The 15377-nt window shown below is 55.0% G+C and carries 12 protein-coding genes; 7 read left to right on the top strand and 5 right to left on the bottom strand.

Features of this window, described 5'->3' with window-relative positions; genetic code table 11:
• Window positions 1-41: 41 nt before the first annotated feature.
• From prpC to N512_RS23280, 4 genes are all read left to right on the top strand, one after another.
• Entirely contained in the window at window positions 42-1169 is a 1128-nt protein-coding gene (gene prpC, locus N512_RS0117435) for a bifunctional 2-methylcitrate synthase/citrate synthase (RefSeq protein ID WP_165768832.1), read from the top strand.
• A gap of 104 nt (window positions 1170-1273) precedes the next feature.
• Window positions 1274-3865 carry a Fe/S-dependent 2-methylisocitrate dehydratase AcnD gene (acnD, locus tag N512_RS0117430; RefSeq protein WP_028781138.1) on the top strand — a complete coding sequence of 864 codons (2592 nt, stop codon included), beginning with the start codon at window positions 1274-1276 and terminating at the stop codon, window positions 3863-3865.
• Window positions 3866-3950: 85 nt separating this feature from the next.
• Complete coding sequence (prpF, locus tag N512_RS0117425; RefSeq protein ID WP_028781137.1) at window positions 3951-5150, top strand: 2-methylaconitate cis-trans isomerase PrpF; 1200 nt, start codon at window positions 3951-3953, stop codon at window positions 5148-5150.
• A 228-nt stretch (window positions 5151-5378) separates the two neighbouring features.
• The gene (locus N512_RS23280) at window positions 5379-9815 is read left to right on the top strand and encodes an EAL domain-containing protein (protein WP_051472851.1); all 4437 of its coding nucleotides are present in this window, start codon (window positions 5379-5381) and stop codon (window positions 9813-9815) included.
• Between the two features lie 60 nt (window positions 9816-9875).
• On the opposite strand, the gene N512_RS0117415 is transcribed toward N512_RS23280, so the two are convergent.
• Window positions 9876-10967, bottom strand: coding sequence for a branched-chain amino acid aminotransferase (locus N512_RS0117415; protein ID WP_028781136.1), 1092 nt, complete (start codon window positions 10965-10967; stop codon window positions 9876-9878).
• 105 nt (window positions 10968-11072) lie between these two features.
• Window positions 11073-12431, bottom strand: a complete 1359-nt coding sequence (locus N512_RS0117410) for an alpha/beta hydrolase (RefSeq protein WP_028781135.1) — start codon at window positions 12429-12431, stop codon at window positions 11073-11075.
• A 236-nt stretch (window positions 12432-12667) separates the two neighbouring features.
• Between N512_RS0117410 and N512_RS0117405 the strand changes: the two genes are divergently transcribed.
• Both N512_RS0117405 and N512_RS0117400 read left to right on the top strand, forming a co-directional pair.
• Window positions 12668-13222: an outer membrane beta-barrel protein gene (locus N512_RS0117405; RefSeq protein ID WP_025010852.1), complete on the top strand. Its 555-nt coding sequence runs from the start codon at window positions 12668-12670 to the stop codon at window positions 13220-13222.
• 278 nt (window positions 13223-13500) lie between these two features.
• The gene (locus N512_RS0117400; protein WP_028781134.1) at window positions 13501-13779 is read left to right on the top strand and encodes a Rho-binding antiterminator; all 279 of its coding nucleotides are present in this window, start codon (window positions 13501-13503) and stop codon (window positions 13777-13779) included.
• Here the strand turns inward: N512_RS0117400 and N512_RS0117395 are convergent.
• Window positions 13776-14123 carry a RidA family protein gene (locus N512_RS0117395; RefSeq protein WP_028781133.1) on the bottom strand — a complete coding sequence of 116 codons (348 nt, stop codon included), beginning with the start codon at window positions 14121-14123 and terminating at the stop codon, window positions 13776-13778. The two genes, N512_RS0117400 and N512_RS0117395, sit on opposite strands and share 4 nt — an antisense overlap.
• Before the next feature lie 202 nt (window positions 14124-14325).
• Here N512_RS0117395 and zapB point away from each other — a divergent pair, with 202 nt between their 5' ends.
• A complete protein-coding gene (gene zapB, locus N512_RS0117390) occupies window positions 14326-14529 on the top strand; it encodes a cell division protein ZapB (protein ID WP_025010851.1) in 204 nt (67 codons plus the stop codon).
• A 2-nt stretch (window positions 14530-14531) separates the two neighbouring features.
• Here zapB and N512_RS0117385 read toward each other — a convergent pair whose 3' ends face one another.
• Window positions 14532-14744, bottom strand: a complete 213-nt coding sequence (locus tag N512_RS0117385) for a DUF1107 domain-containing protein (RefSeq protein ID WP_025010850.1) — start codon at window positions 14742-14744, stop codon at window positions 14532-14534.
• A gap of 283 nt (window positions 14745-15027) precedes the next feature.
• Window positions 15028-15377: transposase (locus N512_RS0117380; protein ID WP_028781132.1), on the bottom strand; the 350-nt coding region annotated here is incomplete at its 5' end.

The raw sequence follows: 15377 nt of genomic DNA, 5'->3' as shown, positions 1-15377 counted from the left end.
TGGCCAACAAATTGACAAGAGTGTAACGGAAGAGGGAATGCATTATGACTGACAAGAAACTGAGCGGCGCCGGATTACGCGGCCAAAGCGCAGGCGAAACTTCACTGAGCACAGTCGGTAAGTCCGGCTCAGGCCTGACCTACCGCGGCTATGACGTCAAAGATCTGGCCGAAAACGTCAGCTTCGAGGAAGTGGCCTACCTGATCCTTTACGGCGAACTGCCCACCGAAACGCAACTGGCGGCCTATCGTCAGAAACTCAAAGGCATGCGCGGCCTGCCACAGGCACTGAAAGAGGTGCTGGAGCGGATCCCGGCCGATGCCCACCCTATGGACGTTATGCGTACCGGTTGCTCCATGCTGGGTAACCTGGAGACCGAAAAAGATTTCTCCGAACAGAGCGAAGTGGCCGACCGTCTGCTGGCGGCATTTCCTTCCATCATCTGTTACTGGTATCGCTACAGCCATGACGGCGTGCGTATAGACACAGAAACCCATGACGACCAGATAGGCGCCCACTTCCTGCACCTGCTGCACGGCGAAGCCCCATCGGCCCTGCATGCCCGGGTTATGGATGTGTCACTGATCCTCTACGCCGAGCACGAATTCAACGCCTCTACCTTCACCGCCCGGGTTTGCGCCTCTACCCTGTCTGACATGCATTCCTGCATCACGGGCGCCATTGGCTCACTGCGCGGCCCTCTGCACGGCGGCGCCAACGAGGCGGCGATGGAGCTGATTCAGGATATGCGCGATGAAAACCATGCCCGCGAAGTGCTCAAGGGCAAGCTGGAGCGCAAAGAGAAGATCATGGGCTTTGGTCACGCCATCTACCGCGAGTCTGACCCCCGCAACGTGATCATCAAAGAGTGGTCGGAAAAGCTGGCGCAGGAATATGGTGATGATCGCCTCTATCGCGTTTCTGTTGCCTGTGAAGCCCTGATGTGGGAAGAGAAGAAACTCTTCTGTAACGCCGACTTCTTCCACGCCAGTGCCTATCACTTCATGGGGATCCCCACCAAGCTGTTTACTCCCATCTTCGTTTGCTCCCGCCTCACCGGCTGGGCCGCGCACGTGATGGAGCAACGCGCCAACAACCGCATTATCCGCCCGAGTGCCGATTATGTTGGGGTTGAGCCACGCAAGGTGACGCCTCTCAGCGAGCGTTGATCCCGGCGGCGGCCAAACGGCCGCCCGATGAATGAGCAAGAGCGGGCACCCAAGTGAGCAGGGGCCCGGCTCTTTTTGCAGTTGCTTCTCAGTGGACAGAACTCATGAATACCAATTACCGAATTCCCCTGCCCGGCACCAGCCTTGAGTATTTCGATACCCGCGCCGCGGTCGAGGCCATCAGCCCCGGAGCCTATGCCAAACTGCCCTACACCTCGCGGGTGTTGGCTGAAAACCTGGTCCGCCGCGCCGAGCCAGGCAGGCTCAACGACTTCCTCGAACAGATTATCGAACGCAAACGGGATCTGGACTTCCCCTGGTTCCCGGCGCGGGTGGTGTGTCACGACATTCTCGGCCAAACAGCACTGGTTGATTTGGCCGGTCTGCGTGATGCCATCGCCGACAAGGGGGGCGATCCGGCCAAGGTTAACCCTGTGGTGCCAACCCAACTGATTGTGGATCACTCTCTGGCAGTGGAACACCCCGGCTTTGAAGCGGATGCCTTCGAGAAAAACCGCGCCGTTGAAGACAGACGCAACGAAGACAGATTCCACTTTATCAACTGGACCAAGACGGCCTTTAAAAACGTCGATGTGATCCCGCCCGGTAACGGCATCATGCACCAGATCAACCTGGAGAAGATGTCCCCCGTGGTCCAGAGCCGCGACGGTGTAGCCTTCCCGGACACCTGTGTCGGCACCGACAGCCACACACCACACGTGGATGCCCTCGGGGTGATCGCCATAGGCGTGGGTGGCCTGGAAGCCGAAAGCGTGATGCTCGGCCGCGCCTCCTGGATGCGCCTGCCGGACATAGTCGGCGTCAAGCTGACCGGCAAGGCCGCTCCCGGCATTACCGCCACGGATATAGTGCTGGCGCTGACCGAATTCCTGCGTAAGGAGCGGGTGGTGGGTGCCTATCTGGAATTCTTCGGTGAAGGCGCCGCCAGCCTGACCCTGGGTGACAGGGCGACCATCTCCAACATGACTCCCGAATATGGCGCCACTGCCGCCATGTTCTATATCGATCAGCAAACCATAGATTATCTGCGCCTCACCGGCCGTGATGACGAGCAGGTAGCGCTGGTGGAAAACTATGCCAAGACCACGGGTCTGTGGGCCGACAGCCTCGAAGGCGCCGAATATGAGCGGGTACTGGAGTTCGATCTCTCCTCCGTGGTGCGCAACATGGCCGGTCCTTCCAACCCGCACGCCCGTTTGGCCACCAGCGACTTGGCCGCCAAAGGCATTGCCGGCAAGGTAGAGCAGCAAGAAGGCCTGATGCCGGACGGCGCCGTGATTATCGCCGCCATCACCAGCTGTACCAACACCAGTAACCCACGTAACGTGATTGCCGCCGGTCTTATCGCCCGCAACGCGGTGGAAAAAGGCCTGGTACGCAAGCCTTGGGTCAAGACCTCTCTGGCACCCGGTTCCAAGGCGGTGGACCTCTATCTGCGCGAGGCAGGACTATTGCCTTACCTGGAACAGCTGGGCTTTGGCATAGTCGCCTTCGCCTGTACCACATGTAACGGCATGAGCGGCGCGCTCGATCCCAAAATCCAACAGGAAGTGATCGACAGAGATCTGTACGCCACCGCGGTATTGTCCGGTAACCGTAACTTCGATGGCCGGATCCACCCCTATGCCAAGCAGGCATTCCTGGCCTCGCCACCTTTGGTTGTGGCCTACGCCATTGCAGGGACTGTGCGTTTCGACATAGAGAAAGACGCACTCGGCACAGATCAGAACGGCAACGCCGTAACCCTCAAGGACATCTGGCCCAGCGACGAAGAGATAGATGCCATCGTCAAGTCGTCGGTCAAGCCGGAGCAGTTCCGCAAGGTGTATGAGCCCATGTTCAATATCGCCGTGGAATATGGTGATGGGGTCGACCCTCTGTATGACTGGCGCCCAATGAGCACCTATATCCGCCGTCCGCCCTACTGGGAAGGTGCCCTGGCCGGTGAACGTGCGCTCAAGGGGATGCGGCCACTGGCGGTATTGGGTGACAACATCACCACGGATCACCTGTCGCCATCGAACGCCATTCTGCCATCCAGCGCCGCCGGTGAATACCTGGCCAAGATGGGCTTGCCGGAGGAAGACTTCAACTCCTACGCCACCCACAGGGGTGATCATCTGACGGCTCAACGGGCCACCTTTGCCAACCCCAAACTGTTCAACGAAATGGTGAAGGACGATAGCGGCAAGGTGATCCAGGGCTCACTGGCCCGTATCGAGCCCGAAGGGCAACAGGTACGCATGTGGGAAGCGATAGAAACCTACATGGAGCGCAAGCAACCGCTGTGCATCATAGCCGGTAAAGACTATGGCCAGGGCTCCAGCCGAGACTGGGCCGCCAAGGGCGTGCGTCTGGCCGGAGTCGAGGCAATTGTGGCCGAAGGCTTCGAGCGCATTCACAGAACCAACCTGATAGGCATGGGCGTGCTGCCGCTGGAGTTTTTCCCTGGGACCGACAGGCTAACTCTGGGCATAGATGGCACAGAAACCTTCGACGTTCTCGGCGAGCGCACTCCCGGTGCCACCCTGACCCTGTTGCTGCATCGCAGCAATGGCGAAACGGTGGAAGTACCTGTGCGCTGCCGCCTGGATACCGCTGAGGAAGTAACCATCTATGAAGCCGGTGGTGTACTGCAGCGTTTCGCGCAGGACTTCTTGCAGGGCAATGTTTAAGCCGGCCCTTGATGCGTGACCAAGTCGGCCATAGCCAAGGTTATGGCCGACTGATAAAAATATTTATCTCAAAGGATCCAATGCCATGGCATTTAAACCACAGATAAAAATTCCCGCCACCTATATGCGCGGCGGCACCAGTAAGGGAGTGTTCTTCCGCCTGGACGATCTGCCCGAGGTGGCCAGAGTGCCCGGCCCGGCCCGCGACGCCTTGTTGATGCGGGTCATCGGCAGCCCGGACCCCTACGGCAAACACACAGACGGCATGGGCGGCGCGACCTCGAGTACCAGCAAATGCGTGATCATGAATGCCAGCCAGGTTCCCGGTCACGACGTAGACTACCTCTATGGTCAGGTCTCCATAGATAAGCCCTTTGTCGACTGGAGCGGCAACTGCGGCAACCTTTCCACTGCGGCAGGCGCCTTTGCCCTGCATGCCGGTCTGGTTGCTCCTGAACGGGTACCGGAAAACGGCATCTGCGAAGTGCGGATTTGGCAGGCCAATATCGGCAAGACCATTATCGCCAAGGTGCCGGTCAGCGCCGGTGAAGTGCAGGAAACCGGTGACTTTGAGCTCGACGGTGTCACCTTCCCCGCCGCCGAAATTGTGCTGGAATTTATCGACCCAGCCGATGACGGAGAAGACGGCGGTGCCATGTTCCCTACCGGCAAGCTGGTGGATGAGCTGACGGTTCCCGCCGAAGTACACCACAGCGGTAAAATTCAGGCGACGCTAATCAACGCCGGGATCCCGACCATTTTCGTCAATGCCGCCGATCTCGGCTATCAAGGCACCGAATTGCAGCCGGAGATCAACGGCGATCCCGAGGCGCTGGCTCGCTTTGAGCTGCTTAGGGCACACGGCGCGCTGGCCATGGGGTTGATTAAGGAGCTATCCGAAGCCGAAACCCGCCAACACACTCCCAAGGTAGCGTTTGTAGCCAAACCGCAGGCGCATCAGGTATCCAGTGGCAAACAGCTGGCCGAAACCGATGTTGACCTCCTGGTTCGCGCCCTGTCCATGGGTAAATTGCACCACGCCATGATGGGCACGGCGGCAGTGGCCATAGGCACGGCCGCGGCTATCCCGGGCACCCTGGTTAACCTGGCGGCCGGCGGCGGTAAGCGCAGTTCGGTACGCTTCGGCCACCCATCTGGCACCTTGAAAGTCGGCGCCGAAGCCGAGTTCAAGGACGGCCAGTGGCAGGTGACCAAGGCCATCATGAGTCGCTCGGCGCGCATCCTGATGGAAGGCGCAGTACGGATTCCGGACGACAGTTTCTAACAGTAGCTTGGCTTTCGATGGCAGTCGTTGATAACACAGCTGTCGATTGCCTCTCCCCCTTTCCAAAAGGCTCCGCTTCCTCCCTTCCGGCGGGGCCTTTTTTCCTTTCTGTTATCAACTGGGCAACAAAGTAGGATAAAGTGCGATAAAGTTTGCCAAACTGAGAAAAGAAATCTGTTATAAAATAAATTCTCACCAATCAAAAACCTACTGGAAAAAGAGGGCCTCTTGTCTCGGATCTGCTGCCTACTCGCCGCGCTACTGTTATCTGTCTGCCTGTTTGAGCTCAGGGCAGAACCTGCGCCCCAGCTCAGATTCCAGCATGTCAGCAGCATGAATGGCCTGAATCAGAACAGCATCACCAGCCTCTACCAGGACAAGGCGGGCATTTTGTGGATTGGCACCCAGGATGGGCTGCACAGTTACAACGGCATCGAATTTACTCTGTTTCAACATGACCCCTACCACAGCCAGACATTGTCGGATAATCATGTCACCGACATACTGCAGGATAGCCGGGGGCAGTTGTGGATAGGCACCTTCAACGGCGGACTGAATCGCCTGGATCTACAGACGGGAGTATTCACTCCCGTTGGCCGTGACAAGGGGATCAACAGCAAAAGAATCAACCGCCTGACTCTGGTGGGTGAGACACTCTGGGTTGGAAGCGGCAATGGACTCTACGCCCTGGATACGGTCAGCGGTGAGCTGCATGAGTTGTCACTGGGGCAAAATATCAGCGCCGATATCCGGGTACTGACTCCCATAGGAAAAGATGCCCTGCTGATTGGCACCCAAAGTGATGGTTTGCTGGTTTTGCGTAATGAAGGACTCAAGCCCCTGCCCTTACCCGATGCCGAACATGGTCATCCGCTACAGGCTCGCCAGAGCGAAGATGGCGCCCTGTGGCTGGTTATCGATGACGCACTCTGGCGTTATCCGCCCGGGCTGAAAAACCCAGAGTTCATCTACCGGCTGCCAACGCCCAATCGGGGCATTCTGGAGTTTATCTTTGACAGCAGGGGCGGCATCTGGCTAGGGGGCCAACAGACGGGGCTTATCCAGCTACAGCTTAAAGAAGGCCAGTGGCAAGCCAGGCACTATCGCTATGACCCATCCGATCCCAATAGCCTCAGCGATAATGATGTCTACAGCCTGCTGCAGGACAACAACGGTATTCTGTGGATTGGCAGCCTGTTTTCAGGCATAGACAAGGTGAACCTGGCCCGGCAGTACTTCGAGCATATCTACAACAATCAACAACCCCTGGAGCGCCAGCGGGACAACAATATCCGTGCCATTTTCCGCTCCGGCGACGGCTTGCTGTATTTGGGCACCGACAGGGCCGGCTTATTTCATATGGATCAAGATGGCCGATTTTTCTCCCACAACAGCCAGCTTGCCAAACTACTTGGGCAGGATGAATCCTTTTTGGACCTCACTATCAGGGCGATTACCGAGGACAGCCGCCGGAGGCTATGGCTGGCCAGCAGTGAAGGCTTGATAAGACTGAACAAAAGCGGCCAAATGCAGCTCTATCGGCCCCCGGGCAACGAACCCGGTATTCGCGATTTGATCATCAGCCCAGATGAACAGATCTGGCTCGGTGCCGGCAACACTTTATACCATTTCGACCCGGAAACCGGTGTTTTCCAGGCCCACTTTGTCAACGAGTATCTTGAAGAAGGGCCACAGTCGCAGATGATCCTCAGCCTGACCACGGCCAACAATGGCATCTGGGTCGGCACCACCAATGGCGCTTACTGGCTGCAACCTGACACGGGCCAACAACAGATCATCCGCGGTGATCGCCTGGCCAATCCCATGGTGCGGGATATTCTCAGAGACAGGGACGGCAATATCTGGTTTGCCACTCACGGTGGCCTCAGTCGCCTGCGCCAGGATGAGCTGCAACACTTCGGCCGTAATCAGGGATTACCGGGCAATACCGTCTATGCCATGGAGCAAGACAAGAGCGGCGACCTCTGGCTCAGCAGTAATTCAGGGATCAGCCGCTTTGCCATCGACAAGGAAAAGGTGCTGACCTTCAACGAATATGAAGGTTTGCAGGCGCTGGAATTCAACGGCAATGTCAGTTGGCAGGACAAGGATGGCAGTATCTGGTTTGGAGGCATCAATGGGTTGAACCATTTCTACCCTCAGCAGGTGCCCAAGGTACGCAAACAACCCAAACTGGCCCTGGCCGGTTACCGCCTGGGCAACAGCTATTTTCCCAGGCTGGATCTTGGCCATATACCCGAGCTGACGATTCCCTACAGTGAGCAGTTAATAAGCTTTGAGATCACGGCACTGGATTTTGCCTATCCCCAACGCCACAGATTCAGCTTTTTCCTTGAGGGCTGGGACAAGAGTTGGCATCCGGCCCAGTCGCTGCACGAGATCAGCTATACCAATTTGGCGCCCGGCGACTATCGGCTGTTTGCCCGCCATCAGTTGCAGCACAATCCCGAAGGACATGAGCAACTGTTGTTAAAACTCACAGTGCCGGCCCCTTTTTACCGCACCACCCTGGCTAATCTGTTTTATCTGGCACTGGCGCTGTTGTTGTTTGGCCTCTGGCTAAGGCGTTTCCTGTCGCAACGTCGTCTCGAGCAGCAAACACAGTCCAATATCCAGCTTTCTGAAGAGAGGCTGAAACTGGCGCTCTGGGGCTCGGGTGACCGGATGTGGGACTGGCAGTTGGAAGACGATCGCTTCTTCGTTACCGGCCCCAAACAAGGCTCGGAAACACCACTGGAAACCAACGCCAGTCGGCAGATGGCGCTGGTACATCCCGACGACAGGCCCCATGTTCAAGCGGCACTGGAGAGCTACCTGCAGGGGGATGCCGAATTCTTCGAGGCCGAGTATCGTATCAAGCTTGGCAACACGCACTGGGGCTGGGTGTTGGATCGCGGTAAAATCGTCGAACGCGACCGTAGTGGCAAACCACTGCGCCTGGCGGGCACCTACACGGATATCAGCATGCGCCGTGGCCAGGAAGAGGCACTGCGGCTATCGTCCCAGGTACTGGAAAGCATGAATGAGTCTGTGGTGGTCTGCGATCTCAACTACCGCATCATCTCGGTCAATCCGGCGTTTTGCAGCACGACCGGCTTCAACGAACAGAAGATCTCCGGCAAGTCTTTCCTGTTCCTGACCCGAGGACTCTACGCCAGAAGCTTCTATCAGCAGATAGAGCATCAATTGCTGAACCAAAAACACTGGTCCGGTGAAGTGCAGATCCGCACCCACAGCAAGCAGCCGCTGCTGGTATGGATGGAAGTCAATCAGGTGCTCAACAGCCAGGGCGAAGCCAGCCATTTCGTGGTGGTATTTACCGATATCACAGACCGCAAACAGGCCGAGGAAGACCTGCGTCTGTTGGCCAACTATGATCAGCTCACCGGCCTGCCCAATCGCACTCTGTTCCAGGACAGACTGGATCATGCCCTGCGCCAGGCGCACCGTAACCGTAACATGGTCGCCCTGCTGTTTCTGGATCTGGACAGGTTCAAACACATTAACGATTCTCTGGGCCATCATGTGGGTGATCAACTGCTGAAAGCGGTTTCCTCCAGACTGACCCAAGCGATAAGAGATGGAGATACGGTTGCCCGCCTGGGCGGTGACGAGTTCATCATCATCCTCGAAGGCCTGCAAAAAACCAAGGCGGCGACCGTTATCGCCGAAAAACTGCTGGCGGCGTTCGAGCGCCCCTTCGCACTGGAGAACTTCAGCCTCAATGTTTCACCATCCATAGGCATCAGCCTCTATCCGGATGATGCCGAAGAGGCGCTGGAATTGCTGAAGTTTGCCGATACCGCCATGTACCATGCCAAGTCGCTGGGGCGCAATAACTTCCAGTTCTACACAGCTAAACTCAACGCCTATGCGGTGCGCCATGTGCAGCTGGAAGCCGGGCTGAAACAGGCGCTGGATCGCGACGAATTCTATCTGCTGTACCAACCCAAATTCTGCGTCCATACCGGCAAACTCACCGGCATGGAGGCCCTGCTGCGCTGGGAAAGCCAGGATCTGGGACCTATTTCTCCGGCGGAGTTTATTCCGCTGGCCGAGGAAACCGGCCTGGTCAACGCCATAGGTCAGTGGGTACTGCTGAGTGTCTGCAGTCAACTGGAGCGCTGGCAGAATCAGGGGCTGGAAGCGGTTCCGATAGCGATCAATATCTCCGCCAAACAGCTGCAGACTGACATTATTTCCAGCATAGAGGTTGCTCTTGCCATGCATGGTCTGGCTGCAGATCTACTTGAGATAGAGCTGACAGAGTCGGCTGTGATGCAGCAACCGCTGGAATCAGTGGAAATACTCAATCAACTGAAGGGGTTGGGGTTAAGCCTGGCGGTCGATGACTTCGGTACCGGCTACTCCAGTCTGGCCTATCTCAAGCGTTTCCCGCTGAACACCTTGAAGATTGACCGCGAGTTTGTCCGTGATATCACCAAAGATCCTGATGATGCCGCCATTACCAGCGCCATCATAGTCCTGGCTCACAGCCTGGAGTTACAGGTGGTGGCAGAAGGGGTAGAAACCCAGGCCCAGCTTAACTTCCTCGCCGCCCAGGGCTGCGATCAGGCACAGGGCTTCCTGCTGGGGCGCCCAATGACAGAAGCGCAAGCACAAGCCTTACTCGGCCGAAAATAGCATCACCCCATAAAAAACGCGGCTCAAATGGCCGCGTTTTATCAATAATTAGTTATTGGCTTATGCCTTCTCCAGCCTGGGCACTTTGCAAACCCAGCCTTGTGGGCCCGGTCTGTGCCCTTTCTGGATTTCGGTGAAAATTCGATAGATGCGACTGATATGTTCACCCACCTTGCCGTCACCAACAGTGACCACCCGGCCATCTTCAAAAATGTAGGAGCCGACCGGAGAAACCACGGCTGCTGTGCCGAAACCGCCGGCTTCGATGATCTCGCCCGACTCGACACCTGCAATAAAATCATCCAGTTTGACCTGCTCCTGGCGGACATCACAGCCAAGCAGTGGCGCCAGCTCAATAATAGACTGCGAGGTGATCGACTTGAGTATGGTATCGGTAAACTCAGGGATGATCACTGTGCCATCCTTGAGAATATGGAAGTGGTTCATCGCCCCGGCTTCTTCGATATATTCATTGGTCGAGTCCAGATACAGCACCTGGGAAGCACCGTGAGCCGCGGCAGCCTTACCGGCACGCAGTGAAGCGGCATAGTTGCCAGCGGCCTTGGAGGCACCGGTACCACCGGATACTGCACGGTGGAATTCTTTACTGATCAGCAGGCGAATGGCATTGAGGCTCTCACCATAGTAGGCGCCGCTGGGGCTCATCACCACACAGAAGGTGTAGCGGTTGGCCGGGCTGACTGACAGTCTGTCTTCGGTGGCAAAAATAAAGGGCCGAATATAGAGGCAAGCTCCCTCCTGCATGGGGAACCAGAGACGGTCGACATCGATAAGGGCGTTGATCGCCTTAAGCTGCATGGCTTCATCAATATTGGGAATACAGACGATATCGGCAGAGCGGTTCATGCGTTCGGCATTCTTGTTGAGACGAAAGGTATAAATCTCACCGTCTTCATGCATAAAGGCCTTGGCGCCCTCAAAAATACTCTGACCATAATGCAGCGCCATCGCGCCGGGAGCCATCTCAAACGGACCGTAGGGGACAATGCGGGGATCCCGCCACTCGCCATCATAATAATCCATCATGAACATATGGTCGGTGCGCAGACGACCAAAGCCAACATTACCTTCAGGGCAAAACTGCTCTGAGCGACGCTCTGCGGCGGGCTTTAACTGATACTTGATTTCCATTGCTTACCACCTTGACTATTGTTCAAGCAGACTAGGGAGCGCCCGGAATAATGTCAAGAGGACCAAGGACTGTGTCCAGCAGGAGTACTGTAAAAAATTCAGCCATCAAATATCGGCAAGTTCCCCCTGAGGAGCTAAGCTGGAAAAGTCGCCGCCCTCTTCAGGGCTGACCAGAGCAAACAGCCCTGCATCCCTGTGCCGCTTAAGCAAGAGATCCACTTCCAAAGTGGCGTCCTCCTTTAACAGCCTGGATACCGCGCCGGCATCAGACTGGAACTCAACCGCACGATAATAACAGGCGCCATCATCTGGGCGCGGTACCAACTTAAAGCCGATTTTCCCTTGAGACAGGGTCTGCATCTTGGCGGCATCCAGATACAGGGTCAGGCAGTTGGGGCTCTGCTGGTTGCGCTGCTTATCCTGCATAAAGCCTCTTGGCAGAATACCCGGCAGATACTGCTCGCCACTGAGCAGATAAAAATCGAAATCCTCTATGGCGGCGCCGGTATCATCCCACACCCGAATCACCAGCATGGTGTAACGCTTCTTGGTGGTCCGGCTTTGGGTTTGCCGCGTAAGCTCCTGACAGGCACGGCGGTAAGCCTCTACCGAGTCGACCTTCAACCAATTCAGAATCGCCTGCACTACCGGCTTGTTGGCAGCGTTTCTACGGCTGACGGAACGCATGATCCCCATTTTCTCTTTGCTGTGGCTGGCCTTGGGAATAATGCCGAAGCCACTGACAGGGGCCTGAATGAAACTTTCCGGCGCCAGCTTGGCCACGCAGGCACCATCAAAGCTGTCACATTCCTGTGCCTGCTCCACCAGGCGCAGGCGAGCATAATTCATATTCGCCGCGGCGACCCGCACGACACCATCCGAGCCCGGCTCGGCGGTATAGGAGTTGAGATAATCATAGAGGGACGCATCTATACTTTCGCCGGTCAGCACCAAGGGCCAAAGCCGAGCGGCCTCAAAATCATAGTTCAACCAGGCTTTACTTAAAGCAGCCTGCCCCAGGCTGCCCAGCTCCAACCAGTCGAGGATCTTCTGCCCCGGCTCCAATCCATCGAACCAGGCCTTAATCCTGGCGAGGCGCGACTTGCCAAGCTGTGCCAAGGCGGAGCCGTGGTTGGCCGGTGCCAGCATGATCATATGAGTCACGGGACAAGCCGCCAATTTTTGGGCTCCGAAGAAGGTCTCCAACCAGCAACGTATCACGGCTGCTCCAGTGCTGTGGGTGATCACCGCGAAAGCTTCATCCCCCAGCACTTCACGTCTGGCAGACTCGAAGGCCAGCGCAACGTCCTCCAACTTCACCTGGTCCTGAAAACTGATGTAGCGTCCCAGGTGCAGATGACTCACCTCAAGCTCAGTGTCTGCCAGCTTGGCCAATGCCTGCGGCAAATAACCATAGGTCTCTGTGGACGTCACACTCCAGCCGTGTACAAATACCAGTCTCATCCCTTTTCCCTCAGGTTAACAGTCTATTTTTCGACCACAAACCCATCACTGACCCACAACAATTGGAATTTCTAACATCAGGTTTTTTAACACAAAAAGCCAATACATACGATTAAAAACCCGATCCAGCTCTCATTCAGGTGGAGTTCAGTAAAGCGGTCCTAACCTGCCGATGAACACAAGTTGACCCGGCTTAAAAACAGCCATCCGGACTTTCCCGGATCCAGGAGTAAATTATGAAAATTCAATCTCTAGTACTGGCTTCCGCTGCGGCTCTCGCTTTCTCAGCCCCTTCTTTTGCAGCTGACTGGTTTGTTGGCGGCGGTGTTGGTGCGCAGCAAAATGACTACTCTCATAAGCCCACTGATGGCGGCAAGTTTAGCGATGATGATCGCAATGCCGTCTACATGCTGCGTGGTGGTGCCTTCCTGACCCCCAACCAGCGTCTCTACGCGACGTACAGCTACAACAGCGATGACTTTGCCAAGCAGCAGATGGGACTGGTTTCCTATGACTACCTGATAGGTTTGGATCAGGCCAACAAACTGAACTGGTTTGTCGGTGCCAGCGCTGGTATCAACCACACGGCACCGGACAGCGGTGCCCTGGAATCAGACAATAATTTTGTCTGGGGTGGTCAGACAGGTCTGGTGTATAAGCTGAGCGACAATCTCAATACCGAGATAGGTTATCGCTATCTGAAGCAGGACTATGACAACAAGATAGACTCAGGCAAATATGCACTGGATAACACCCAGCAACTGTACCTGAGTGTCGACTATCGATTCTAGCCAAACTCCAGCCTCTAAAAAGCCCCATTTATGGGGCTTTTTGTTTAATATCTCTTCTTGAATCGATTGGCATGGTTAACAGCCACGACGATACAGCGACTTTAGCAAGCCACTCCCCCCAACAGGTTTATGTCTCACAATTTACTGCAAGTTATTTTGGTATAAGTGAAAATTCGAACTACTTTTATACCATTCTGCATGGAAGCAGGTGCAACTTTGGATAGCTCAAGCTTCCATCTGGAAGCGCATTATTTAACTTCAAACTAAAAGACCAAGATATGAAACCTTACCAAGCCATAGATTGCGGCCGCTATGATTACCTGGAGTTGGCCTGTATTCGCGGTTATCCGCTGAAAATAGAGCTGTTGCAAGGAGAGATACTGCATGGCAAGGCGCTGATCACCGAGACCCGTCCCGACAAGAGCGAGTGGCTGCTGGTGCAAACGGCCACCAGCAACCGCGCCATTCGAATGGATCAACTGCTGGCTATCACACCTGAGCAGGAAGGCGCCGAGTTTGGCCGAGTGCTGATTGCCTCGGCAGGCTGTGAGATTTAAATCGCCGCAATAACCGAGACTTCCACCAGATACTCGGGTTCGGCAATAGCCGCCTCCACACAGGCTCTGGCCGGTGCATGCCCCGCCGGTAGCCAGGCATCCCAGATGGCATTCATGGCATCATAATCGCTCATCTGCTTCAGGTAGATAGTCGCAGAGAGGATCCGCTCACGACTACTGCCAGCCCGCTTGAGCAGTTCATCCACCTCTTCGAGCATGGTACGGGTCTGCTGCTGAATATCGGCAAACTTATCCTTGGCAACCTGACCACAGAGATAAACCGTGTTGTTGTGGATCACTATGCTGCTCATGCGCGGATTGGTATCGATACGTTGAATTGTCATCGGCTTGGTTCCAGGTGAAAACCGTTATTTTATCCGGCAAAAGTCGGCTTGGGACAGTTGTGGTTCAGATAAGTGAAAAAAACTGCCAAACAGCCAATTTTATCGCATATTTTTTGGACACTTGGAGATAAGAGCTATTCCTTAAGCCAGCGGCACTGATAGAATCAATATCTCATTCGCCCAACTATTTAAGGACTCCTGTATGAGCCTAGAATTACTGTCCAAACTGGAGACCAAGATCCAGGCCGCGCTCGAAAATATTGAGCTTCTGAAAATGGAGCTGGAAGAAGAAAAGCAGAAGAATGCCCATCTGATAGAGCAAAACCAACAACTTCAGCAAGATCTCAACTCGTGGAACGAGAAAGTCACCGGCCTTGTTGGTCTGCTCAACGACGAAGTCAACTGAATCTAAACGGTTTTAGCTTGGCTATTCTGAGTTTCAATGAGTTCGTTCAATTCCATGATAGCCTGCTTTACCTTTGGCAGGCTTTTTCTCGGCAGCAAAAAGCGCCCTTTATCAAACTCTAATCTTCCCAGATCTTTCACCCAGACGGCGCCGGTCAAGAATATCCTTACGTGTTTGACAATCAGCTTGGGAGCATAGACAGGAAATACACGCACGAGAAACCTCCTTTAGTTGATTTCCGATCCCGAAGTTTTGACCCCCCAACCCGGTGGAAGGTTTCATTTCAATCCGGGAAAATGAGTCAAAATTCGCAAATATGCGCTTTTGTTCTAAAAATCTTGCTGTTATACCTCTCACCCAGGCGAAAATAGTCAATAAAGCAACACTTGCCAATTTTTTGACGCACTGCTAGAGTAAAGCCGTTACTCAGGGTAAAAACTGAGCCCTATGGCTCTAATCCGTGCTTCTTGCGACCAGGGAGTACGGTTTTTTTTTGGTTCATCGCGGATCTCCGGGGAACGCCTCTCTGACTTTCAGAAAGAAGTATTCGGTATCCCGGTAGCCATAGCCCATTCGCTTCAGCAGTTTGATTTTGTTGTTCATCCCTTCTAGTCGGCAGGTGTGCAACGGATGAACCGCTGAAGCAACTATGCCATGAAGATAGTTTTTAAGACGCTGGCCAAATTGGAGTAGTGGCCTGATACCGCTCTCTCTGACTTGTTGCCACCAGAGGTTCCATTGAGCCGTGGCTTCGGCTTCATCTGTGCAGTACCACATCTCCTTGAGTTGCTCCCTGAGCAGGTAAACCGTCATTAAGCTTTTGTTCGACTCCAACAGCTCGTTGAGAT

Source organism: Shewanella sp. 38A_GOM-205m (genome assembly GCF_000518445.1).
Classification (GTDB): Bacteria; Pseudomonadota; Gammaproteobacteria; order Enterobacterales; family Shewanellaceae; genus Shewanella; species Shewanella algae.
The sequence above is the reverse complement of the archived record's forward strand: the minus strand, read 5'-3'. Positions and strand labels throughout refer to the sequence as shown.